This window comes from Rhodopirellula sp. J20-39 (assembly GCF_057365095.1).
In genome coordinates this window covers 2,718,238-2,741,547 of the sequence record NZ_CP195123.1, presented here as the reverse complement: position 1 = coordinate 2,741,547, position 23,310 = coordinate 2,718,238, and the positions used below count along the sequence as shown (strand labels likewise).

The 23,310-nt window shown below is 53.9% G+C and carries 21 protein-coding genes; 11 read left to right on the top strand and 10 right to left on the bottom strand.

Annotated features, from left to right (window positions below):
* The first annotated feature begins 9 nt into the window (after nucleotides 1-9).
* From ACR3ZL_RS10010 to ACR3ZL_RS10000, 3 genes are all read left to right on the top strand, one after another.
* Entirely contained in the window at nucleotides 10-1,881 is a 1,872-nt protein-coding gene (locus tag ACR3ZL_RS10010) for a DUF262 domain-containing protein (RefSeq protein WP_473653269.1), read from the top strand.
* A 121-nt stretch (nucleotides 1,882-2,002) separates the two neighbouring features.
* The gene (locus ACR3ZL_RS10005) at nucleotides 2,003-2,206 is read left to right on the top strand and encodes a hypothetical protein (RefSeq protein WP_473653270.1); all 204 of its coding nucleotides are present in this window, start codon (nucleotides 2,003-2,005) and stop codon (nucleotides 2,204-2,206) included.
* A 51-nt stretch (nucleotides 2,207-2,257) separates the two neighbouring features.
* Nucleotides 2,258-3,277, top strand: a complete 1,020-nt coding sequence (locus ACR3ZL_RS10000; protein WP_486173418.1) for a nuclease-related domain-containing protein — start codon at nucleotides 2,258-2,260, stop codon at nucleotides 3,275-3,277.
* Nucleotides 3,278-3,357: 80 nt separating this feature from the next.
* Here the strand turns inward: ACR3ZL_RS10000 and ACR3ZL_RS09995 are convergent, their stop codons facing one another.
* Nucleotides 3,358-3,747, bottom strand: a complete 390-nt coding sequence (locus ACR3ZL_RS09995; RefSeq protein ID WP_473653272.1) for a GIY-YIG nuclease family protein — start codon at nucleotides 3,745-3,747, stop codon at nucleotides 3,358-3,360.
* Nucleotides 3,748-4,272: 525 nt separating this feature from the next.
* Here ACR3ZL_RS09995 and ACR3ZL_RS09990 point away from each other — a divergent pair.
* Nucleotides 4,273-6,597, top strand: a complete 2,325-nt coding sequence (locus ACR3ZL_RS09990; RefSeq protein WP_473653273.1) for a HEAT repeat domain-containing protein — start codon at nucleotides 4,273-4,275, stop codon at nucleotides 6,595-6,597.
* Between the two features lie 10 nt (nucleotides 6,598-6,607).
* Here the strand turns inward: ACR3ZL_RS09990 and ACR3ZL_RS09985 are convergent, their stop codons facing one another.
* Together ACR3ZL_RS09985 and ACR3ZL_RS09980 are read right to left on the bottom strand one after the other, a co-directional pair.
* Nucleotides 6,608-6,781, bottom strand: a complete 174-nt coding sequence (locus ACR3ZL_RS09985; protein WP_473653274.1) for a hypothetical protein — start codon at nucleotides 6,779-6,781, stop codon at nucleotides 6,608-6,610.
* 403 nt (nucleotides 6,782-7,184) lie between these two features.
* A complete protein-coding gene (locus ACR3ZL_RS09980; protein WP_473653275.1) occupies nucleotides 7,185-7,448 on the bottom strand; it encodes a hypothetical protein in 264 nt (87 codons plus the stop codon).
* Between the two features lie 2,244 nt (nucleotides 7,449-9,692).
* Here ACR3ZL_RS09980 and ACR3ZL_RS09975 point away from each other — a divergent pair.
* Nucleotides 9,693-10,229: a hypothetical protein gene (locus ACR3ZL_RS09975; protein WP_473653276.1), complete on the top strand. Its 537-nt coding sequence runs from the start codon at nucleotides 9,693-9,695 to the stop codon at nucleotides 10,227-10,229.
* Between the two features lie 254 nt (nucleotides 10,230-10,483).
* Here the strand turns inward: ACR3ZL_RS09975 and ACR3ZL_RS09970 are convergent, their stop codons facing one another.
* Nucleotides 10,484-10,711, bottom strand: a complete 228-nt coding sequence (locus tag ACR3ZL_RS09970) for a hypothetical protein (protein ID WP_473653277.1) — start codon at nucleotides 10,709-10,711, stop codon at nucleotides 10,484-10,486.
* Between the two features lie 312 nt (nucleotides 10,712-11,023).
* On the opposite strand from ACR3ZL_RS09970, the gene ACR3ZL_RS09965 reads away from it, so the two are divergent.
* From ACR3ZL_RS09965 to ACR3ZL_RS09950, 4 genes are all read left to right on the top strand, one after another.
* Nucleotides 11,024-11,734 (top strand): hypothetical protein, encoded by a 711-nt coding sequence (locus ACR3ZL_RS09965; RefSeq protein ID WP_473653175.1) that lies wholly within the window; start codon nucleotides 11,024-11,026, stop codon nucleotides 11,732-11,734.
* Nucleotides 11,727-12,374 (top strand): DUF1990 domain-containing protein, encoded by a 648-nt coding sequence (locus ACR3ZL_RS09960; RefSeq protein WP_473653278.1) that lies wholly within the window; start codon nucleotides 11,727-11,729, stop codon nucleotides 12,372-12,374. The genes ACR3ZL_RS09965 and ACR3ZL_RS09960 overlap by 8 nt, the downstream gene beginning before the upstream one ends.
* A 360-nt stretch (nucleotides 12,375-12,734) precedes the next feature.
* Complete coding sequence (locus tag ACR3ZL_RS09955) at nucleotides 12,735-12,983, top strand: hypothetical protein (protein WP_473653279.1); 249 nt, start codon at nucleotides 12,735-12,737, stop codon at nucleotides 12,981-12,983.
* A gap of 183 nt (nucleotides 12,984-13,166) precedes the next feature.
* The gene (locus ACR3ZL_RS09950; protein ID WP_473653280.1) at nucleotides 13,167-13,730 is read left to right on the top strand and encodes a sugar O-acetyltransferase; all 564 of its coding nucleotides are present in this window, start codon (nucleotides 13,167-13,169) and stop codon (nucleotides 13,728-13,730) included.
* A gap of 63 nt (nucleotides 13,731-13,793) precedes the next feature.
* On the opposite strand, the gene ACR3ZL_RS09945 is transcribed toward ACR3ZL_RS09950, so the two are convergent.
* The 6 genes from ACR3ZL_RS09945 to ACR3ZL_RS09920 all read right to left on the bottom strand — a co-directional run bounded on the left by ACR3ZL_RS09945 (nucleotide 13,794) and on the right by ACR3ZL_RS09920 (nucleotide 19,948).
* A complete protein-coding gene (locus ACR3ZL_RS09945) occupies nucleotides 13,794-14,582 on the bottom strand; it encodes an SDR family NAD(P)-dependent oxidoreductase (RefSeq protein ID WP_473653281.1) in 789 nt (262 codons plus the stop codon).
* Between the two features lie 59 nt (nucleotides 14,583-14,641).
* Nucleotides 14,642-15,583 carry a cyclase family protein gene (locus ACR3ZL_RS09940; RefSeq protein ID WP_486173417.1) on the bottom strand — a complete coding sequence of 314 codons (942 nt, stop codon included), beginning with the start codon at nucleotides 15,581-15,583 and terminating at the stop codon, nucleotides 14,642-14,644.
* 306 nt (nucleotides 15,584-15,889) lie between these two features.
* On the bottom strand, nucleotides 15,890-16,699 hold the full coding sequence (locus tag ACR3ZL_RS09935; protein ID WP_473653589.1) for an AraC family transcriptional regulator: 810 nt from the start codon (nucleotides 16,697-16,699) through the stop codon (nucleotides 15,890-15,892).
* A 315-nt stretch (nucleotides 16,700-17,014) separates the two neighbouring features.
* Nucleotides 17,015-17,464: a GNAT family N-acetyltransferase gene (locus tag ACR3ZL_RS09930; protein WP_473653283.1), complete on the bottom strand. Its 450-nt coding sequence runs from the start codon at nucleotides 17,462-17,464 to the stop codon at nucleotides 17,015-17,017.
* A gap of 316 nt (nucleotides 17,465-17,780) precedes the next feature.
* Nucleotides 17,781-19,394 carry a FecR domain-containing protein gene (locus tag ACR3ZL_RS09925; RefSeq protein ID WP_473653284.1) on the bottom strand — a complete coding sequence of 538 codons (1,614 nt, stop codon included), beginning with the start codon at nucleotides 19,392-19,394 and terminating at the stop codon, nucleotides 17,781-17,783.
* A complete protein-coding gene (locus tag ACR3ZL_RS09920) occupies nucleotides 19,391-19,948 on the bottom strand; it encodes a sigma-70 family RNA polymerase sigma factor (protein WP_473653285.1) in 558 nt (185 codons plus the stop codon). Before ACR3ZL_RS09920 ends, ACR3ZL_RS09925 begins: the two co-directional genes overlap by 4 nt.
* A gap of 246 nt (nucleotides 19,949-20,194) precedes the next feature.
* On the opposite strand from ACR3ZL_RS09920, the gene ACR3ZL_RS09915 reads away from it, so the two are divergent.
* Together ACR3ZL_RS09915 and ACR3ZL_RS09910 are read left to right on the top strand one after the other, a co-directional pair.
* Nucleotides 20,195-20,779 (top strand): hypothetical protein, encoded by a 585-nt coding sequence (locus ACR3ZL_RS09915; RefSeq protein WP_486173416.1) that lies wholly within the window; start codon nucleotides 20,195-20,197, stop codon nucleotides 20,777-20,779.
* Between the two features lie 4 nt (nucleotides 20,780-20,783).
* Nucleotides 20,784-23,294, top strand: a complete 2,511-nt coding sequence (locus ACR3ZL_RS09910) for a PSD1 and planctomycete cytochrome C domain-containing protein (RefSeq protein WP_473653287.1) — start codon at nucleotides 20,784-20,786, stop codon at nucleotides 23,292-23,294.
* Nucleotides 23,295-23,310 lie beyond the last annotated feature (16 nt).

Genomic DNA, 23,310 nt, shown 5'->3' with positions numbered 1-23,310 from the left:
TTGCAACAGATGAGCTCAATCACACCTCACTATCGAACGGTTCAGCAATTGCTGCAGAGCCAATCTTTTTCCATCGACGAGTATCAGCGGGAGTACAAGTGGGAAAAAGGGAACATCGACGAATTGTTGTCCGATTTGCTGGGCAAGTTCAGCAATTCATATCAGCCTGAGCATGAAACGAAAGAGGTTAGCAAGTATGGCGAGTACTTCCTGGGCTCAATCATTGTGTCAAAGCGGAACGGCAAGAACTACTTGGTCGATGGGCAACAGCGTGTTACGTCGCTGACATTGTTGTTGATCTGCTTGTACCGAATCGCAGAAGAGCAAAAACTTCCAGTGCTTCAAACCATTGCGCCTTTGATCTTCAGCGACAACTTGGGCGAGCCGAAGTTCAATCTGGATATTCCCGAACGATTGCCAGTCATCGAGGCGTTGTTCAACGGCAAAGAATTCAGCCCGGATGGGAAGGACGAATCGATTCAAACCATGCATGCCCGCTATGCGGACATCGAGCAGAACGGATTCATCGACGAGCTTGGTGAGGGGATTAGTCATTTCATTTATTGGTTGCTGACCAGGGTCGGTCTGATTGAAATTGCGACCGACAATGACAGCTACGCCTACGCGATCTTCGAGACAATGAACGATCGGGGAAAGGCGCTCAGTCCCGTCGACATGCTGAAGGCGTATTTGCTAGCTCCAGTCGAGGATTCGAACAAGCGACAGACCTCGAATCAGGTGTGGAAGCAGAGCGTTCTGAATCTGATCTCGTGGGGGCAAGAGAAAGAACCAGAGCGTGACATCAATTGCATCAAGGCTTGGCTCCGAGCACAGCACGCCGAGTCCATTCGAGATCGAAAAGCTGGGGCGAGCGACAAAGACTGGGAGCTCATTGGCAACGCGTTTCATCGTTGGGTGCGTGAGCACCACAAGGATCTCAAATTGGGTTCCGAAGCGGATAATGTACGCTTCATCACCGAGGCATTCCCGTTTTTTTCGAAAGCATACTTGCGGATACTCGCCGCAAGCCAAACGCTGACAAAAGGGCTGGAGTCGGTGTACTACAATGCACACAACGATTTCACGTGGCAAAACACCGTTTTGCTCGCGCCATTGGAACTATCGGATGACGAAGAGACGATTCAGCTGAAGCTTGCGGCGACGGCAACCTATCTTGATATCTGGTTGATGCGTCGTGTTGTCAATTACGTTCGGGTTGGATATTCCAGCGTCTCGTACACGATGTTCATTTTGTGCCGTGACATTCGTCGGAAGTCACTTCCCGAGTTGCGTGCCATCCTCCGGCAAAAACTGGAAGATGATGACGTTTCATTCGAGGGGCATAAGCAACGTCCTTACCGCAAGGGCCTTTCTGATCTGCGGTTGAATCAGTTCAGTCGTCGCTACATTTATCACATTCTCGCTCGCGTGACCGCGTTCGTCGAGCAAGGCTCTGGTCGAACGGAATCGTTTGACAAGCTTGTCGACCGGAAAGTGAAGAACCCGTTCGATATCGAGCATATTCTTCCCAACAACTATCCCGCCGTGGAAGAAGATTTCGACAATGAGAACGAATTCGAGGAGTGCCGCAATCACATCGCTTCGCTCTTGCTGCTTCCGGCTGACGTGAATCGCAGTTTGCAAGACAAACCCTACGAGCAAAAGTTACCGCACTACAGCAAACAAAATTTTTACGCGGCTAGTTTGCACTCAGACGTCTACAGCCACCAGCCACAATTTGCTCAGTTTTCGGCTTCGGCAAACCTGCCGTTCAAGCCGATTCCGAAATTTGACAAGCCTAGTCAAGCTGAACGCCAAGATCTTCTGCGTGCCCTCGTCGAAGAAATCTGGTCGCCTGATCGGCTGACACGCTGCGAGTGAACTTCGATGATTAGAGCTATCCAGCACGAGCGAAGGATACGATGTAAAGCCAATGTGTTTGTCGTTTATATATCCGAGCGAGAGAGATTCGATCGCATATGCGGCATCCCGGCACTCTCTCATGTCGCCCCTTAAGGGCTTTTTTCGCTTTCGTTTTGGTATCCACGGGCTTGCGCCGTGGCGACAATATGTCACCCCGTTCGGACTGAATTGGATCGTGGCGATGGAGTTGGTTGGTGACGATCGCGTGCGGATGCCGAGCTGGTGCTTGCGGATGACGGCTGTCTTTTCAATCGGGATTGATACACCGATTGAGAGGTTTTAGTCTGCTCGGTTTGATGTCCGTTTCAACGAATTGAATTTCTGCGAGTGCACCGTGATCATCCAAGAAAAACAGTCTCCACAGCCCAAGGATTCGAGAGGGAAGGCTGGGTTCGAAGCTGAAAAGCAGATGGCTTTCTTTCTGCGACGTGCCTTCGCTGAAGCTTCGGATGTGTTCGTGTTCAATGACATCACGTTCGAACGAAATGACGAACGTGCCCAGATCGATCATCTGGTGATGCACCGCTTTGGGTTTGCCATCGTCGAAAGCAAGTCCATCACTGGCACGGTCGAAGTGAACGAACACCTGGAGTTCGTTCGCAACTCACGGGGACGTCGGTCGGGGATGCGGTCGCCGATCGAACAGGCTCGATTGCAGGCCCGGCTTCTGCAGAGCCTACTCAACGATGCCAAGGAATCACTGCGTCCCAAGAAGCTGATGGGTACGGTTCAGCCTTTCTTTGGCGATGAACGTTTCCAAGTCTACGTGGCGATCTCGGATCAGGGCGTGATCGAACGCAATGGCGCCAGTCCGCCTGAGTTGATGAAGGCGGATCGAGTGGTCGCGGAACTGACTGAAAAAGCGAACGCGCACCAAGAGACTCAAGGCATCAAGGGATTCGTGAAGTTTGTGAAGGCGGGAAAGGAGGAAGCCAAGCGAATGGAGGATCACCATGTTGGCCCGTTCACGGATCAAGAAATGACGTCCATCCGCGAGTTTTTGGTAAGCCGCTGCAAACCTCAGCGAACAACGAACCCACCGCCGGTCGCTGCCAGGACTCCAGCCGCCGAGACGAGAGCGGTCAAGCCTGTTTCGACTGCAGACGCCGGTCCATCGGATGCAAAGATGAACTGCGAAGCTTGCGGCGTTTCGGATGTCGAGATTCTTTACGGTCGCCATGGTTACTATCTTCGGTGCCGAGCTTGCAGCCAGACGAAAAGCGTGCCGCAAAAGTGCGAGCTGTGCGGTACCAAAGCGAAGCTTCGCAAGAAAGGGCTTTGTTTCTATCGAGACTGCGAGGCGTGCGAATCGCCACGGCTTGTTCATACCAACCCGACGCCCGTCGAAGGTTGAGAACGGCATTCGGGCGATCGAGATGATGGTGGGTCGGCGAGTCCAGTAGGCTGAGATTTGTTGCGGAGTATTCGTGACCATCAAAACAAGAGTTGTTCTTGATGATCGGGTGCCGCTTCATCCTCTTCGAACTTGGTGGTTGAGTCTCGCATCTTCAGGCGTTCGACGAACGCTTCGATGTCGTTCTCGTAGGGGAACCAGTGAAACATGAGTTGGGTGTCGACATCATTCGCGACGGTGTGGAACCACTCGCATCGCTTTCGCATTTCCTTGAACATCGCATGCCACTGTTTTTCTTTCACAGCGGCTTCTGACTCTGGCATCACTTCGCTGTGTTCCACTTTGAGCCGGAACGGGCAGCCTGATTGAAGCTGATTTCGCCGTCTTGCGATGTCGGTAGATCGTCCGATTTTCACGAACCGTCTACCGAGGAACTCGCAGGTGATGAAGTAGACGCAAGAGTTCGTCAACGTTGATGCTTCCGATTTGGGTGACGAGCGGAATGTTCGCAACGCGATGGTTTAAGGTGATTCTACGATGTTCGCAAGCTGACTAGATGCTGAGCACCGGTACTTGCAATTTCCGTGCGTACTTCTAGCCCCGGCGTGAGACGAGAGAGTCGATCAACGAGCCACTCGGCCACCGCATCGGTCTCACTCTGTGGTCGACGTGGTCAAGCAGCCTGAAGCAGCGGGGCGGCATCGTGTTTCAACCGAATGGAAACCAAATGGCAGTCGAGATGTTCAGAGGCGGACACGCTCAGCCATTTGATGTTTTCAATCTGGAGGATTTGAACGAAGAGGTGATCCGTTCACTGATCACGCGACTTTTGGTCAACGCTTCTTCATGACACTCGCCACGTTCGTCCCGAAAACGATATCGGGAAAATGGACTGACGGCAACGAACGACTAAAAGTGCGCTGCACGTAGCAAGACGCGGGCTCTTGAGAGGATGCTTCCGACTCCCGCCGTTTTGATATTCCACCGGTTTGATCATGAGAAAGCCTATTCTTGTCGCTTCTGCCTTCGCAGTTTTGGTGGGTGGTTATGTCATCTCGCAGCACTTTCGCAGAATCTCGGCAATCGGGCAGTCGCATGACGACGCAGTGGTTGCTCAGGATGTATCGAGTGAGTTTTGGCGTCAGCTTACGGAGCTTGCCCCCGAACATCCAATTCGACAACGATTCGGAGAGTTTGTAGAGCTTCGGGATGCAAGACATCTTCGCCATCAAGGCTTTGCGATGGGGCCACACCTGACGCTATCTGGGACAGCTGTTTTTGAGGAAGCGAATGTTCCCTGTTCCGGAGTCGTCAACGTCCATGGGCCGCTTTCGGTCACGATCCGAATGACACCTTCGCAGGAATGGATGGATCAAAACCCCACCGCTTCCTTGCGAAAGAGTGGTGATGCTCTTGTGGTGAGCAAGCCAGGCATGACCATCGCAACGTCATTGGAGTACGGTGCGGCCCATCCCAATTTCTTTCACGACCGCTCGGAAAAACGCCACAGCAAAAAGGTAGGACGTTCAGTCGATCAGGCAATCGCGATGCTTGTGAATGAAGTCGCTTTTGCTGAATCAAGCGATGTTCCCGAGACACGTCAGTGGTATCAATCTCAGCGACGTGCGGACGCAATCGATCGGTTTCTTCGCAAAGCATTTCAAGACTCGAGTCTCAATGTCCGTCTCGAGGCGGCAAAGTTACTTGCCCTGCCAAGTCCCGGCTACGGAAAGGTCTCTCATGCCGACTCGACGATTGAGTTGCTTTTGGACGAAGTTGACGATCATCAGCAACACCCATCTGTCCGAACAGCCATCGTTTCTGCGTTACTCCTGAACTATGAGGACAAACGAAAGGTACTCTACGAAAGGCTTCGCCTGATTGGACCGGACGCACATGTTTACGTTCCGGTGATTGCGTCCTTTCTGGGAGATAGTTCAGCACGACATCGATCGGATGCAGGGGCGTTCGACGCGCCGGTCGGTGCTGTCAAGCTACTGGGTGACTGGGGCCCGGCGTCAGCCGATGCGGTGCCAGCTTTGATCGATGCGTTGAAAAACCATCCCAATCGATGGACGTTCGCAGCGGCTGTCGCAGAGACATTGGGTAAAATTGGCCCCGATGCAAAGGACGCCATCCCGGAACTGATTCTCGCTTCAAGCTCTTCACACAACAACTTGCGAGTAGCGGCTACGGATGCGATTGGCAAACTGCATACCGGTGGCAAGCTGCCGATGAACTACGACGTGAGCAATGAGACCGACATCGAACATCTCGGAGCGAAGTTCATGCAGGGCCACTCGTATCGCTGGGCACTCGCTCCAGATGGAAAGCGTATTTGGTCGATTGTCAACAAAGATGGTCTATCGGGACTTTACGAAATCGGGATGGAGGATCTCGCCTACAAGCGAGTGGCGAGCATTTCAACCGACGGGTTGGCGGGGGTTCACGTGACGTCAGAGTGCGTGTTCATTCTTCGGATCAATCGCGAGGACGATGCACCGAGTGTCGTCCTCGATCGCTGGTCAAAGGCGAATGGAAATAAGGTCGATCGTGTCGCCCTTTTTCGTATTGACGCCATACCTGAAAAATCCCGGGTCAATCTGCGGAATGTGGTGTGGACTGAAGAAGGCAACAAAGTCGCGTTCATGCAATGTGTATCGGAACCGGTGCCCGGAAGGCCACGAATGAGCCGGCAATCCAATCAATTAAAGGCGTTCGATACGCAAACGGGACAGTCGCTCGTGGTAGGGAGGGTGTCCGAGTATCAAATGAAACCAATCGCGTTCGCTGCTGACCAGGAGTCGATCTACTTTTACGGTCATTGCTTCGAGACGGGCAATCGCTGCCTCGCCGAGTTTGATCTGTCCACCAAGCTGTTTCGTCCCATCGATAAGGCAGTACTCTCCGGCTACACGGCGATCGGTGTCCACAACGATCTGGTCGTCTATCAAGGCTCTGGAAGCAAGCCAACACCAATCAAGCTTTTGAATCTTCAGTCCGGCTCGATCACTGATCTTGTGTTCGATGCTGATGCGCCACGTTTGTATGATCCATTTCACTACGTGCTGTCGTTCATCGATGATGAAACCGTCAGCGTCGTCATGGAAACGACGATCGATGTTTTCGATGCGATTGATGGCAAGCGGCTTCATCAGATCCCCATCTTCCAACCGAAAGGGCGAACGACCATCCGGCCGGTCTTGTACGCAAGCACCAGGGATAAAGTTGTTCTGTTGGCGTCAAACGGGGCTGGATCGTCGAACAGTCTCGAAGGATTGTGGGTACGTCAGATTGATCATGCAGCTTTGAATCATTGAACGTCGCGGGTTACTTCCCCGTGCGAACAATCTCCTGTTGCTGTTCGCGATAGATGGTTGTCGTGTTGGGCAGCCCTTCTGAATCAGTGGTGGCGAATGGTGCCAGCGGTACGCTGATGAGGGCGGCTGAAATCGGCAGGCGTTGCTGACGCAGCGGGTTGAGATTTTGCTTCTTCGACCTCATCCCGACCATCTTCCAGATGGAAGAGGACGTCCAGTTTTTGCTTCGCTTCTTTGGGAGGTGCGGACCGCTTCGGAAGAGAATCGTTCCACCTTGATCGGGAACGGGCAGCCTGATCGAAGCTGATTTCGTCGTCACGCGATGTGGGTGAATCGGCCGACCTAGACGAATTGTCTGCTGAGAGAATCGCAGGTGATGAAGTAGACGCCAGAGTTCAACAACGTTCATGCTTCCGATTGGGGTAAAGAGCGGGATGTTCGCAACGCAATGGTTTAAGGTGATTCGACGACGTCCGCAAGCTGACCTGATGCTGACCGCCGGTGCTTGCGATTTCCGTAGGCACGTCTAGCCCTGGCGTGAGACGTGAGAGCCGATCGACGAGCCACTCGGCCGCAGCGTCGGCGTCTTAGCTTGTTGGGCAACAAGCCATCGCTTCGCGGCCACCCTTTCGCTGTAGTCGTTCGGCCGCAGCGATGATCGGAGCTGGATCGACAACGAAAACATAATCGGGCCAGGGCACCACCGGGTCATTCGACCCTTTGCCGGTGTTGCAACTCTTGGGAGCTAATCGCTCGGTTGGAATGTCGACCTTGTCCTGTTTCTTTTTCTTTGCTCGGCCTTTGCCGATACGAGTGTCCAAACTCGCTCCGCGCGGATCGTTGGGTGACATGTCTGGATCGACCGGTTCGTCGCACCGCCAACCTTCGGCTTCGCCCGCATCTTAAGAATGCCCCATCTGCTTTAGTCTCACTGATTCGTCTTTTGAGGTCGGTTGGGAATTTCACCCAAAGTAACTTGCCCCTCAGCGCAGAGAAGGGCAAGGCCACTGGTTCATCTCTTGCAGGGTACCCCGTGGGTAGCCATGTCCGCCTAGCAACTTACGATGCTCGAGAGCTTGTGCGTTCTGTGACCGGGTGCATACGCCGGATCAATTGTGTTCCTGGCCTCTCTATCGAAGAAATGAGCGACAAGGTAAGTGGCAGGTACCCTTACCATCCGTAGTAATTTGGATCCGATAAGATGCCGATTGCGGCCAACGATGCTTGCATGAAACACAGCGTGGCGAAGGGTGGGAAGTTGGTCGCCTGTCGCTGGGACGTTTAGCGAGTGCTCTCGGAAGATAAGCGTGAATGGGCGGGTAGCGGTTCCAAGATTAGACTGCGGCAACTCAGGTGCACTGCTTGGTTACTCTCCGGATGATCGACACACGGGGACGGAAAATGTCCGCCTTCAAGACACTCGGCCTGCGAGTCTTGCCTTAGCGCGATTAGCACTCATGTTCCTTACCTAAAAACCCCCTCGTTTTTGATAAAACTGGCCGATTTGTGTCGCATTAATCGCCATTAGTTGCAATGGTTATTGCACTGCGATACACTCGATTGAGTACGTAATTAACGGGTTTTTATCGCGCAAAGATCGATTTACTCATAGGCAATTTTGCATTTTCACACGGCAGAGGTCACAGATTCGAATTCTGTATCGCCCACTTCGATGCATCCCAAAGCCTGCCTGAAAGCAATTTCAGTCAGGCTTTTTACATATCTAGACTCCCCAGCAACAAGCTCTTCGCACGCCCCTGCCTGGTTCCCAGGCTCCCGCCTCCCGACAAAGAGTCTGGCGCGTTCGACCAGCGAAAAACATGAGCGGCTACCACTTTGACCTCGGCCTTCGACATAGCCTTCATCCTCTCATCTGCTGGGTGGATGGCACCGTTCTTGGATCTCAACGGCAGAGTTAACTCAACAATTATTGCTCGGCAGGAGCCTCGCACTCCCCGGTTTTCGGTCTTGAGGCAGGGATGCACCTAGCCCAGTTCAACATGGGAAGGCGACGCTCCCGCGGAGCCGAATCAACGATCATTGCTCGGCAGGAACCTCGCACTCCCTGGTTTCGGTCTTGAGGCAGGGATGCACCTGGCCCAGTTCAACACGGGAGGGCGACGCTCCCGCGGAGTTGACTCACCGATCATTGCTCGGCAGGAGCCTCGCACTCCCTGGTTTCGGTCTTGAGGCAGGGATGCAACTGGCCCAGTTCAACACGGGAGGGCGACGCTCCCGCGGAGTTGACTCACCGATCATTGCTCGGCAGGAGCCTCGCACTCCCCTGGTTTCGGTCTTCAGGCAGGGATGCACTTGGCCCAGTTCAACACGGGAGGGCGACGCTCCCGCGGAGCCGAATCAACGATCATTGCTCGGCAGGAGCCTCGCACTCCCTGGTTTCGGTCTTGAGGCAGGGATGCACTTGGCCCAGTTCAACACGGGAAGGCACGCTCCCGCGGAGCCGAATCACCGACTATTGCTCGGCGGGAGCCTCGCACTCCCTGGTCTCGGTCTTGAGGCAGGGACGCATCTGGCCCAGTTCAACACGGGAGGGCGACGCTCCCGCGGAGCCGAATCAACAATTATTGCTCGGCAGGAGCCTCGCACTCCCCTGTTGCGGTCTTCAGGTAGGGACGCAACTGGCCCAGTTCAACACCGGAAGGCGACGCTCCCGCGAAACCGATTCACCGATCATTGCTCGGCAGGAGCCTCGCACTCCCTGGTCTCGGTCTTGAGGCAGGGATGCAACTGGCCCCAGTTCAACACGGGAGGGCGACGCTCCCGCGGAGCCGATTCGCTTCGGGAATGCCAAAGGCAAATTCGATGGCGGTTTTCGCTGCAGCGGCATTTGCTGCAATTAGGATGGCAGGAGACGGTCGGGCGATGCCCGCTGCGTCGCTCCCACCCCACCCCCGCCTTTGAGAATCCCTCCCATGATGAAGATGCGCACGACGGCCGTGCTGGCCATGGCTATTTCTTTTGCGTCCCCCGCAATCGCCGGTAACTGCTTTCAGAAAGTCACCTGCTGTCCTTCTAGTTCGAGTCGGCCAACCTGTGCTTCGGCGCCGGTAGAGTCTTTCATGCCGAGGGGCGGCATGTCCGCGCATGATATGGGGAGTGTTGATAACCCAAGTGAGCTGAACGTCGCTCTGACAACGGAGTTGGTTGCTTTGCGAGAACAAGTCGCCATCGCCAATGAATCACTCGCCGAGAATGAGTCGCAGCTCGACGATGCCCACCAAACGATCGCTTCGATGAAAGAAGAGCTGGCATCCGCTAAAGCGAAGTTGGCTGCTCAAACTCAGCGAGCTGACACGGCGGTGGCCAGTCTCGCTGCGGCGGAGAAGGCTTCTCAAGAAACGCAAGATGCCGCGCAGGAGCAACAGAAGAAATTTCAGCAGCAACTCGCCAATGTCAGGAAGAACATGCAGGCGAAGAATGCCGAATTGAGAAAGCAACTCAAGGCCAGCCAAGACGATCTCGCGAAAGCGAATTCGGCACTCGCCAACGAGCGAAAAGAACGTGAGGAAGAACGACAGCAGCAACAACAGAAGGCCGCCAAAACGCCTCCCGTCACCCCCAAAGAGGATGAAACGATTGAAGGGGAAGTACCTGCAGACGACCAAGGCTAGGTCTTCAGGATCTCCGATTGGCGGATCAATCTTCTTCAGTCGTGATTGTTCCGATATGGGCGTCAGGGCTGCCTCGGTTGTGCTGCCGAGGCTAGCCATCGCTCGTCTTATCGGCCGTCTTATCGGTCGAGTAAAAGTTGGGGCATCCGACTGAAGCGTGTACGGTTTAGTGAAGCGAGTCGTTTCCACTGCAGAAGCAGTATCGCCAAAGCTCGCGCGGCGATTGTTTTAAATGGCTTGGGGGCCGCTCGCCGTCACTCGCATCTCCAAGGCTCTGCATCGCCTTCAACCACGAGCCACCGGGTATCGGCCGACAAATCGACCAGTTTTTGTTTTAACCCGCTCGGCCAAACGAGGTGGAGCTGATCAAAAATCCTTTCGTCGTTGACGTAGTTCACCTCGATGATATCGGGCAACGAATCGCCCGTCACATCGGCGATGTCGAGGCTTGTCATGAAAGTTGAATCAAGGCTGATCGTCATGGGTGACACATCGTTTGCAATACGCTGCGATGGTCCAGGCAACCACCTCGAGATGGACCGCCCAAGCAGACGGAGCTGTTTCTCGCACTTTGGCGTGAGCGAGCAGAACTCAACCAACAGGTTTTGCTACTAAACACTTTCCTGTGACCGGGAGGAACGACGAATTTTGAATCTTGCCTCGCAAGCTAGAGAGCAAGCTCTGTTACGTTAGTGAATAAAGGGTGAAGCCTGGGAATTGACAGGCTTGAAAGATGTATTGCTTGGGGATTTGACCTCCGTAACACAGGAACCCTCGTCTGGATCGCCGAAATAATGATGACCTATGTCAAACGTATCGCGAATGGTTGGGTGCGAACGGTTTTCGTTAACGCTCCGCCGTTGATGGAGCACGTTGAGACCGTTCACAAGCAAGACGGGCGAGCCGAGCCTGGCCACTATCACGAGTTGATGGATCTACTCCCGCATGATCGCGACGCTTATCAACTCCCGACAGACGGCTACGGAAAGATTTACAATCGCGTTTATCGTGTCGCGTTTCGCTGCGATCATTCCCCAGATGAACTCATCGCCCTCGTCAAATCCTACCCCGACCGGTACCGCGACCCCCGGTTAGCAAAGTTCCATAAGACTCAAGGTAAAGACGGTGAGCTGGCTGTTGGCGATCGGTTCCACATCGCAATCTCCGGCCCCTGGGACGGGCCAGTGGAAACGATCGCAACTGACGATCATTCTTTCACCTTCGTGACGCTGCCGGGTCACCTGGAAGCTGGTTTCATTCGGTTTTCAGCCAACACCGTCGGAAAAGCCATCGAGTTCAAAATCGAGTCCTGGGCCTCTTCAGCCGGACCTTTGGTGTGGCTGACCTACTCCGGTCTAGGAATTACAAAGAAGATGCAGACCAAAATGTGGCGTCACTACTGCTTGAAGGTAGCCGAGGTTGTGAGCGGAGAAGTGGATGGATCGTTTCGAATCTCGACAGCCGTTCTTGACGATCCGGCAGCGTCGGAGGGCAAGCATGGCTGAATCACGATGGCAGGAAACGCTAACCGAGTTTGATCAGCTGCCGTACAACTACGACGCCAGTAAATACGCGGAGGGGCAGCCCGGCTGGAACATCGATCATTACGAACACGAACTACCCGCCGAGCCTCCCGGACGGCCGACCGAGCAAGGATCTTTCGAAGTCGCCAAGGACGTCATCGTTAGTTACAAGTTTCCTGATCCCGATCGCATCGTTGGCTACTTCCGCGATGACGCTGAGTTGGAAGGACGCACGATGTTGCTGGAGGCGAAGCTATTGTGGATGCGATTCACGTTTGGGGTTCGTGTTTCAAAAGTGATTGATGAACGAGTCTCAGACGAAGTGGACAGCCATCACACCCGCTTTGGTTACGCCTATCGCACCCTGAAAGGCCACTGGGAAATTGGTGAAATGCAGTACTTGCTAGTCAAGCAAGAATCGTCGGGACGGGTGTATTTCGAGATCGACGCCTACTCGAAGTATGATCGGATTCCCAACCCCTTCTATCGTCTAGGATTCAAACTGTTTGGCCGCCGTTTGCAAAAGCAATTTGCTCGGCGGTGCATGACGAGGTTGGACGAGATCGTTCGTTCTACTATCGGCGAAAACCAGTCGACTGCAGAGCAGTTAGTGCAACTCTAAACACCTCGTCTTCTAAGCCATCCAACGCTAGCAGGCGTGGTGCATCGTAAGGGCTGATTATCCTTACCGGGGCGTTAATGACTTCTTCTGGTCGCTGTAGGAAAGCAAGATACTTATCGCGTACCGCGTTTTCTCGAGGTGATTTCGGCACCTGAAAGCATAGCGTTCCTGCAAGCTTCGCTCGCTGTTAAGTGAGCAAAGCTCTATCGCAATCGCCATTCGAACTAACCACTTTCGAACTCGCCACTTCCGTGTTTTTCGTGTTCAACTTGACGCCGCAGTATTCTCATCTCGCATCTTTCCCGCTAAAACCCCGCCAGGAATATAAGTCACTTATCTCTTAAACGGAAAGATCTCGTCATGGCCAAGAAAAAAGCTGTTAAGAAAAAAGCTGTCAAGAAAACGGCTACTAAGAAAACGGCTTCGACACTTAACGACATCTACAACGAAGTTGCCCGCAAGGCTGACACGGATGGTTTGCAAATCAACGTCGCCGAAACCAAGCGAGTTCTCGCTTGTTTCTTCGATGTCCTCGAAGACTACAAAACTGCTGACGCCTTTGACTTTGTCGCCAAAGGACTGAAGCGTGCCGGCGCACGGCGTCGCTAGAATGACGTGAAGCATTTTCTACTAGCCGTTAACGAGACGGCTCACGGAGACAAAACGGAGGCTTGATCGCGTGCAATTAGGCCGTTCAAACTCCACCGTTTAATCTATACATTCCCCAGTATATCGATGCGAAAATGGTCAAGCGTTTCGTGATATCAACGCCGAAGCTTGAGGCTAATAGTCGTGACGAGTGAACGGGAGAAAATGTTGGCCGGCGAGCTCTATGATCCGAATGATCCGAATGATCCGGAGTTAGCCGAGGCTCGAATGGTCGCCCGGACGCGTTGTCATACGATCAACACGAGTGCACCCCGCGACGAAAAGCTACGGCGCAGTATTTTGAAGGAGCTGTTTGGCAGCGGCGGTAATTCCGTTTGGCTGGAACCACCCTTTCGCTGTGACTACGGGACCAATATTTATCTTGGTGAGAAGGTCTACTTCAACTTCGATTGCGTGATCTTGGACGTTTGCGAAGTTCGGATCGGGAGCAACGTCTTTGTCGCTCCCGGCGTTCACATTTATTCCGCCACGCATCCTTTGGACGCGGAGTTGCGGCGAACTCAAGAATTCGGCAAGCCGGTCACGATCGGCAACGATGTTTGGATCGGCGGCAAGGCGGTCATTTGCCCCGGCGTCACGATCGGCGATCGCAGTGTCATCGGTGCCGGCAGCGTCGTAACGAAGGACGTGCCAGCCGGAGTTGTTGTGGCTGGAAATCCTGGCCGAGTGATTCGCGCACTCGATTGACGACGAGCCAGCGGCTGCAATGATGGGCTTAAGATGGAGACAGGACTCTTCGTTCACGCAAATTCAAGCAATCGTTGGAATGAGACCACCGTCGACTCGTATGGGTGCTCCGTTGATCGCCGATGCGAGTGGGCTGGCAACAAACGCAACCATGTTGGCAATCTCTTCGGGCTCGATCAATCTTTGAATCAGCGAGGTCGGCCGATTGTCTGCCATGAATCGTTTCTCAGCCGAATCGTAGGGCTCGTCCGGGAACAGGTTGCTGACGAATTCCTTCACACCTGGGGTCAACGTCGATCCAGGCATGACGGTGTTCACCGTAACGGAGCTTCCCTTGGTCAATTGAGCCAGACTACGCGAGACGGCCAGTTGTGCCGTCTTCGTCATCGCGTAGTGTGGCATTTCCGGAGCGGGCACGACGCCGGATTCGCTGCCGATGAAGATGATGCGTCCGGTGTTTCGCTCCAACATTTCCTTCAGATAATGCCGTGCAAGACGCACACCGCTCATCACGTTAACGTCAAAGATGTGCTGCCACGCTTCGTCCGTCAGGTCAAAAAAATCAACCGCTTCAAAAATGCCCAGATTGTTGACCAGGATATCGATCTGCGGATGTTCGGCGATGGTCCGTGCGACGCCTTCGGCCGTCCCGTTATCGGAAACCAGCCCGATCAGGTCGGCCTCCGGATGACTCTCGCGAATTTTTCCAATCGCCGTCTCGACGCTCGCTTCGCTGCGACCGTTGATGATCGTGGTTGCCCCTTCGGCAGCCAATCGAGTCGCGATCGCCAGACCGATTCCACCTGTTGATGCGGTGACCAGTGCTGTTTTATTGTTGAGTTCAAGATTCATCGAATTCTTATCCTGTTGATGTTGTGGAAGAGTGGGTTGTGTTTGGTGTCCAGGTCCAATCAGCGAATTGCGACTGGATTGATTTGCATCTGGGTTGTCCCTCTGAATTTCGCGTGACCGAGCACAAACATGAATTCGTAAACGTCGTCTTCGGCTAGCTCGTCACACAGAATGTTCTCAAGCACATGGACACCGTATTCGGTTGCCAATAGTTGATTGACAGGGAATGCCAGTTTGTCGTCTTCATGCGGCACCGCTTCAAACGACCAGTTGTCAGCTCCGATGGCGACGACTCCTTTCTCTGCCAGATAACGTGCGGCTTCGACACCAACGCCAGGTCCGCCGGCCAGGTATCGCTTGTTATCGACGCCCATCAAACGGGCCCAGCCGGTCCGGAACAAGACGACGTCACCTTTGCGAATCGTGACACCTTGCTTCTTCGCGACTTCCTCGATGTCGGCGACGGTAAAGACAGTACCTTCGGCTATGATCTCTTCGTTGAAGTGGGCTTTCATGTCGAGCATAACGCCGCGAGCAACCATTGGCGGAACTTTTTCGAGGCCAAGTTCCTTAACCCCTGAGATGGTCAGGAAGTCGGAAACCTTGTGGCCGTTGTAGTGCACATTGTCATTGCCGTAATGAGCGAGGCCGTTGATCTGGGAGCCAACGCCCGTCCAGCCGATGAGCTGGTCATCAACGTACGTAAACTTGTTTTCGCCGAAAGTACGCGGTTCGGGTTGCATCGTTTCAATTTGAAAGTAGCGGTGGCGAAAGGCGGGCGTCTTGTTATCAACAGTCATCCCGAGCGAATAGACCTTGCCCTTGGTGACCAACTTGGAGGCACTCAACACGGTTTCCGGCGTCAAGTAGTTCATCGCGCCGATTTGGTCGTGCGGCCCCCAAGGCAAGCGTTCTTTGTGCTTCTCTTGTGCGATCACCTGACCGGTCATCAATACGATGATGGCAAGACAAGTAGTCTGCATCGTTCTTGACGTTCTCATAGCGTGGGTTCCCTGGCGTTCATGGATGGGTGTCGAAGCGAATACTTCAACAGAAGGGGCTGACTTGTCGCCCTTCAATGTCATGAGTTTAGGGAGGTGCCCGGGAAGCTTCTTGAACGATTTTGCGCACCGTCAAAAGAATTGACCGCCAGGATTGACGCCGGCTCAGGACCTGCGGATCGTCCCCGGCGCCCGTCCACTTTGGCATTAAAGCCGTGGGTTTCTCAACGGAAGTGCGCGAGCCATCCGAGACTTCGCGATCGATTGCGCACGACACCAGACGGCTTTGCGGGTGACGACAGCGCGTCAGGAGTTGCCCGATGGATTCACCGCCTTGGAATACGCTCCCGGGGCGACCCCGATGAATCGTTTGAAATGCCGCGTGAAGTGCGACTGGTCCGCGAAACCGGCAGCGTAGGCGACGTTAGCGAGCGTCTCTCCGGCCATCAACATCTGCTGCGCACGACGCACTCGGATTTGAGAGAGATAGGCTTGGATGGGAATGCCGACCTCTTTGGAGAAGACGCGACTTAGGTACGGGGCGGAGGTCCCAGCCAATTGGGCGAGTTCGTGAAGCGAGACATTCTCGCGGAATTTCGTTTCCAAGCTCTCCTTGACTCTGCGAATGTTCGCCCGTCCCCGCTTTTTCGGTATGTCCGGCATGGATGCGTGCCGCACTAACAGCTCGCAGATGGCTTCATAGAAGGCTGACTCCTGATCCAACAGCGGATCTCCGTCGTCCATCGCCCGGTGAGCCTGCAAAACGAGCTCCACGAGTTGCGTGTCGTCGATGACCGGGGGCAGCAACAATGGTTCGATATCACCGTTGCGGTCAAACGTCCTGACGATACTGGCGACCACGTTCGGAGCCGCATAGAGATAACGCCACGCGCCGGTAGCCGTGCACGAATGCACTTCATTGGGGTGAATGACAAGCAGCTTCCCCGGTCCGGTGAAGTATCGCTGGCCGCGATAGAAAAACGTCCCTGTCCCGCCTTCGGAAACGCCCAGTTTGTATTCAGGGTGTGAGTGATTCGGCCAAGTGTGTTCGACCGACTCCCATTGATGCACCGTAATCCCGTCGTTGGCAGAACCGCGAACTTTGAAATGCTTCACTTTTAGCCCGGAAGCCATACTGTCCTCGGTGACGATGCAAACAACCTGAAACCTGATAGACAGTCTACGTCGCACAGTTGACGCGAGCAACCAAACTCTGGCGTAGTGGGTGAGGCTACGAGTCCCTTCACCTGGATAGCGAAAATGGACTCGTTGCCTTGTCCACTACGCAAGCCATGCCAGTGATTCAATGCTTGCGAATTAAAAACAGTCGCCGGATCACTCAATCCAGTATTTCGGATGGTCTAAAGCGTTTGAGCAGCGAACGGTTCCCTTGCAATTCTCGATCGTCCCAGGCGTCAGTTCCGTCACCATTCACGCGTCTGAGTTTTGAGGTGGGATCGGGTAGGTTGCCTGGAGACCCTGGATACCTGCGGGCTTAAACCCGAATCGCGAGTAGTAGTCGGGATAGCCCAGAACGAAAACGAGGTCGACGCCGGAGTCTTCCAACAAGCGTAACCCGGTTTCGATCAAACGACCGCCGATTCCCTGACGTTGTCGATTTTGCAAAACCGCCAGCGGTGCGAGAATCCTTGCACTGACTTGGCCATGGTCGGGTTCGATGCTCGCGGAAGTAAAAAGAAGATGCCCGACGACTTCGCCGTCCGATTCAGCGATAAGCGACAGCATTGGCTCGCCGGAAGCGTCATCAAGCATCTCATCGACGAGCCCAGCGATCACCTCTCCATCGCTTTCGCCAAATGCATCTATGTGGGCTGCAAGAATCACTGCATGATCCTGCTCCCTTGCCTCGCGAATTTTCACTTTGGCTTGCGTAATGTTTGGCGTCTGAAGAATGCGAGTAAACGACTTCCGTCTTCGCTGACTTGTCGGGTTACTTCGGGTGGCATGATGTTTGATAACGATTCGGTGACGATAGGAGGCTCCGTAATTTTCAGCTAAGCCTTGTGGTCATCGAATTCTTCAGTGACACGGTTGAGTGGATACGTCTCGTGACCGGCGGTCAAGAGGGTCTCATAAACTTTTGTAACCTTACTTGTGTGCAGGCCGAGGCACCGGTGCCGGCATGGACTTCGCAGCGAGAAACTGTCGTTGGAGTTTATGGCAGAGTAGAGAACGTTCATTCGAAGACTGTGACTGATGACCATGTTCTTCCGACTTTCAATTCGTCGAGTTGCCAAGCGGCGTTCTCACCGGTTTTCAAGCGAATCGATGTTGCCAAGTGATTGGAACTGCTGGAGTCGCCCAGCACTGTCCAAATCACTGGCTCGTTTTGATCGATCGATTCGCTCGCCGAATAAATCCGTAGTGAAGAACGAGAATCGTCGTTGCCAAGAACCGACTTGAGAACCAGCAAGTAAGGCTGAGCCGCTTCGATATGCACAGCAGTAGTGGAAACAACGTTTCCACTGTTGACGAACGGAAATCCTTCATTTGTCACCCCGAATGATACAAGCTGATGAAGACGGGCAGCACGTCCGGGAAGGTCGGGTTCCAACGAAATCTGCAACGACGATTCATCATTATCGGATGATGAAGGCTGCCGGGCGATCAAGACGCTCACGTAGATGCTTTCACCAGACATCCGATTTAGCGGTTGGTCAAAACTGCGGCGGATGTCTCGTCCTTGTTCCAACAACATCAAACGACGCTGCGACCGATCGAATCCAAACACAACATCTTCGCTGCAGTCGATGATCTCTCCGACCCTGCCGCGCCCGCGTCCGCTGGGTTGCCATCCATCTTTCCAGCCGAACCCGCTACGCCCGCGACGAACGCGACCAACCAGATTTTCAAATCCATCGTAGGCGACAAGGCTTCCTTTCGCCTGATCTTGAAGCTGATCCTTAAGTCGACGAACGAACCGGCGTTTTCCAAACGGGATACGTTTTGACTTCATCGGCTCGCTTCGCAAATAGCTCTTTGCTTCACCAGCTTCGATTCGATCGTTAAAGGAAACGGCAGTAGACTTGTCGTTCAGAGACGTCGGAATCCAAATGACGCTGCCATCGAATACGTGGACTTCGGTCGACTCGTCATCGAGCAACACGGCGTACTCGGTGCCCTCGTCGATGATCTGAGATTCCGGCGTCATGAGCGTGAAGCCATTTGACAGCTCGCCAACATTGACGCAAACGTTGCCTCCAAGCAAACGAGCGGAGTCAATCGAAGTGACGTCGATTTCGCAAGGGCCTTCGAGTGTGATGTCTGTTCCGGAATCGAAACGCAGCTCGGCAACGCCCTTAGAAAGTTCCAGCCTGCCGATTGAAACTCGACCTGAAGTTGAAACGGGGCGAACAGTCCACTCGCAATCTTCCTGCTGCCGCAGGACTCCGACTAGGCGTGATGCGACGGAAGGATTGACGATACGGGAAGGCCTACCGTCCTCTGAGAGTTGTCTCGGGACGATGTCTGCGAAGTGATTCCATAATTGCAGTCCAGCTACCAGTAGGATCGACGCTGCAATTCCAAGAGCAGGATAGCGCCATCGAATAGCAGAACTTTGGTGTGCAGGTCGCGCAATAGAGTCGATGCGTTCTTGTCCAAACGAACTTATATGTGCTGGCTCCAAAGCCCAGGTGCGCAGGCCCGCTTCCAAGTCCATTCGCTCGCGAAACGCTGCCCGTGCGTTGACATCGTTTTTGAGCTTCTGCTGCAAAGTCGCGTGGTCTTCTGATGTGATATCGCCAGCCACCAACAAATCGAACAGCCGCTGAAGGTTTTCGTGATTCACGATTCACCTCCAATCATGGTGACTCGTTGCTGTATACAGCCCAGCAGTTTTTCCTTGAGCCGTGCGAGCTGCTTGTAGAGCGCCGTGCGTCGTCGGCCCAAGCCTTCAGCAACATCCGTGATGGACTCAGTCCCCATGTAGCAACGGCGAAGGATCTGTTGTTGCCGATCAGACAACGACATCATGCAATGCCTGAGCGCCGACAAACGCAATTCAGTCAACGCGTCTTCCTGAGTGGCCTCTTCAGCTAGCAGGTGCAAGAGGTCGCTGTCAAAGTGCAGCTTGCTTCGACACTGCGTCTTCAGGAAGTTAAGCACTTCGTGAAACGCAATTCCGCTGGCCCAATGAAAGAAGCTTCCGTCATGGTCAAACTGCTCCATCTTCTTCCAAAGCACCACACTGGTTTTTTGAAATACGTCTTCGACGTCGGCAGGATTGATTAGTTGTTTTGAGATAAACGCATAGATTCGATGTCGATGCTGCATCAACAACGTGACAAAGACATCCGTCGCATCAACTTCACTCGCTGCTGAATGTTGGTTGGGCGTGTTCATTGCTGATTACTCTAACATCGGTGTGTCACCTGTTCAAATTGGCGGACAGTGTCCTGGAGTTGCTAATGGGTTTTGAAGTGTGACTGTCAGTGATCGTACGACTGAACACCGATTGGACGAAGAATTTGCAAATTTTCCCGACAGGCCAGAAAAGCAGCGCAGCGTCAACAGACAAGACTTTGAATTCCAGAAAATCATTGATTTCAGAATTTCCAAAGTTTTCGCGGGCAATGTTCTGCTCACCGTATGACTACTAGTGCATGTGAGCATCGCCACTACATCTCGAAGGATATCTACATTTCCATGATCACCTTCCGAACATTTGCAATCGCCATCTTGCATCTGGCGTTGGTCGGTATTGCTGTGGCCGAAGAAACGTTCGTCACGATTCAGAAGGTCAGCGGCAATCGAATGCTGGTTGTTAAAGATGACGCAGCGGGTGCAGGCGGTCGGGGCAGGCGAATACAAGGCGGCGCCGCTGGTGGTATAGCGAACGGACAGTCACGCGGTCATGGGCGACGCGTTGGTGCAGCCAACTCCAGCAATGCGTTAACCGTGACGGTCCCGGCAACGGCAAAGATCACTTCGGCAATGCGTGAACGTCGAACATTCGAGTTCCGCGTCCTTGGCGAAATCCCAGGGGGGCTCCGCAATTCAGTTTTCGGGCGCATGAAGGAGCCACTGAAGGCTCGGATCGTCACAAACGAGAATCGCATTACTGAAGTCAACGTAATTAGTGGCGAGACGGACATCAACCAAAGCTCGACGACATCGTCCGGTCAGGCCGTCGTCGCCGTAAGGCCGAAACGACCTCCGATGAAAAAGAACTAGAACAATGCCGAAATCGCACTTAGAAATTATCGCTCTAATCATAGTGGTGGCTTGTGCCCAGCGAAGTTTCGCTCAGGCGCTGCCAGCTGCTCACGTGAAATTCTTCGAGTCAAAGATTCGCCCGGTTCTCGTGGAACACTGCTATGAGTGCCATTCCGGCGCATCTGGCAAAGCGAAAGGCGGATTAAAAGTTGACTCGCGAGAAGCTTTGCTGCGGGGCGGCGATACCGCCCCCTCGATTGTGGCTCGTTCTTTGGACAAGAGCCTTCTGTATAAAGCGCTCACGTACGACGGCGATTATCAGATGCCGCCCAAAGGCAAGCTGTCCGATGAGATCATTGCTGATTTTCGTAAATGGATATTGGGTTGCGCTCCCGATCCCCGTGAGGTGGAAATTAGCGAGGATGTGCGAACAGGAATCGATGTCGAAAAGGGAAGAGAGTTTTGGGCCTATCGCCCGCTGACGCAACTCGCTCCACCTGAAAATAAGAACTCAAATGGGGCACGAAGTCCAATCGATCATTTTGTTCTTGCCAAGCTGAACGTACGCGGGCTCAAGCCTGTTGGTGACGCCCCCGCTCAAACATTGGTACGCCGACTGTATTTCGTGTTGATCGGTTTGCCCCCGTCGGCGGAGGAGTCTCGACGATGGACGGCGCGGATGGAAAGCTCAACGTCCGATGCTGCGAGACAACAGGTCGTGTCCGAGCTCGTTGACCACTTGTTGGATTTGCCCCAATTCGGAGAACGCTGGGGTCGGCATTGGTTGGATGTTGCTCGGTTTGCTGAATCGACTGGCGGGGATCAAAACAATGTCTTTCAACATGCATGGCGATACCGCGACTGGGTGATCGACGCCTTCAATGATGACAAACCGTACGACGAATTCATCCGCGAACAAATCGCCGGGGACTTGTTGCCGATTGCCGACGATCGGGAGTGGGCCGATAACGTCATCGCGACTGGATTTCTGGCCGTTGGTGTGAAACTGGTCGGTGAAGAGGACCAGCAAAAGTACTTTGCGGATGTCGTTGACGAACAAATCGACACCACGACGCGAGCTTTTCTCGGGACAAGCGTTGCCTGCGCGCGATGCCACGATCACAAGTTCGACCCGATTCCGCAATCCGACTACTACGCAATGGCGGGAATCTTTCGAGCGACAGAAACGCATTATGGTTTGCTGAAAGCACAAGCGCGGCAGGCGACAACCCTGATCGATTTGACCGGAATGGGGCCTTCGTCGGGACGCCCTGAACTAAGCAAGCAAGAATATGCCGAACTGATTCAGGCTCGCGACGACGCAGAGAGGACGCTCGACGACGCGATGAAGAAGATTCGAGCTGGCGAAAATGTCTTTCGCGGATTGCTGCGAAAGTATCGTTCCGACCGCGATGAAACCGAAACCGCACTGCAGGCGATCCTGGCCAACGGTCAAGCACGCGTTTTCGCAATGGGCACGCAGGATCGCGATTTCCCGCTCCCAACGCGATTGTTGGTTCGCGGTGAATTGGACAAGCCGGCTCAAGAGGTGCCACGAGGTGTTTTGCAGGTACTCAGCCCGCCCGGCAAACACACGTTGTCGATGTGGGTCAAGGATTCTGCCGTTCGTGGAGAGAAAATGGCTGAGGAACTTGGTGCCACGTCCTACCATTCCATCAGCGGCCGGCTTGAGCTTGCCCAGTGGATCGCATCGCGACGGAACCCGTTAACCGCTCGCGTGATGGCCAATCGCATTTGGCATTGGATGTTTGGTCAAGGTTTGGTGCGGACGGTCGACGATTTTGGTGCCAGCGGTGATCCACCAACTCACCCAGAGCTGTTGGATTATCTCGCCAATCAGTTGATGGATGGAGGTTGGTCAACGAAGAAATTGATTAGGCAAATTGCGGTTTCGCAGACGTGGCAACTATCCAGCCAACACGATGACGGCAACTTCGCTGTGGATCCGGACAGCCGGTTGCTCTGGCGGATGAATCGACGAAGGCTGGAGGCCGAGGCGGTGCGTGACGCGATGCTTGCCGTCAGCGGCAATCTCGATAGAAAGCGCCCCGTTGGAACGCTGCTTCGGAAAGTTGGCGAAGGCAACGTTGGGCAGAATGTCTTTGAACCGGTGATTCGGGCCATTGAATCCAATCATCGATCGGTGTACTTGCCAACTGTTCGCGGCGTGTTACCAGAAATGCTGGAATTGTTCGACGCTCCAGACGCTAGCCTCGTCTCCGGCGCACGTGAAACAACATCGAGTCCCCTGCAATCACTCTTTCTGATGAACACCCCGTTCGTGCAGCGCCAAGCGGAAGGTCTTGCCGAGCGTGTTCAGCAATTCCCGCCTAGCGAAAGAATCAAACAAGCCTACATGATCGCCTTGGGTCGCAGTCCAACAGAACAACAGCAACAGCTTGCCATTGATTTCATAAACAGCTTGAGTGAGTCGCGGCTGAGCACTAAAGCAAAACTGACTGCGTACTGCCAGACGCTGTTATGTACAACCGAATTCAATACGATCGACTAATGGTTTAGTGAACAAG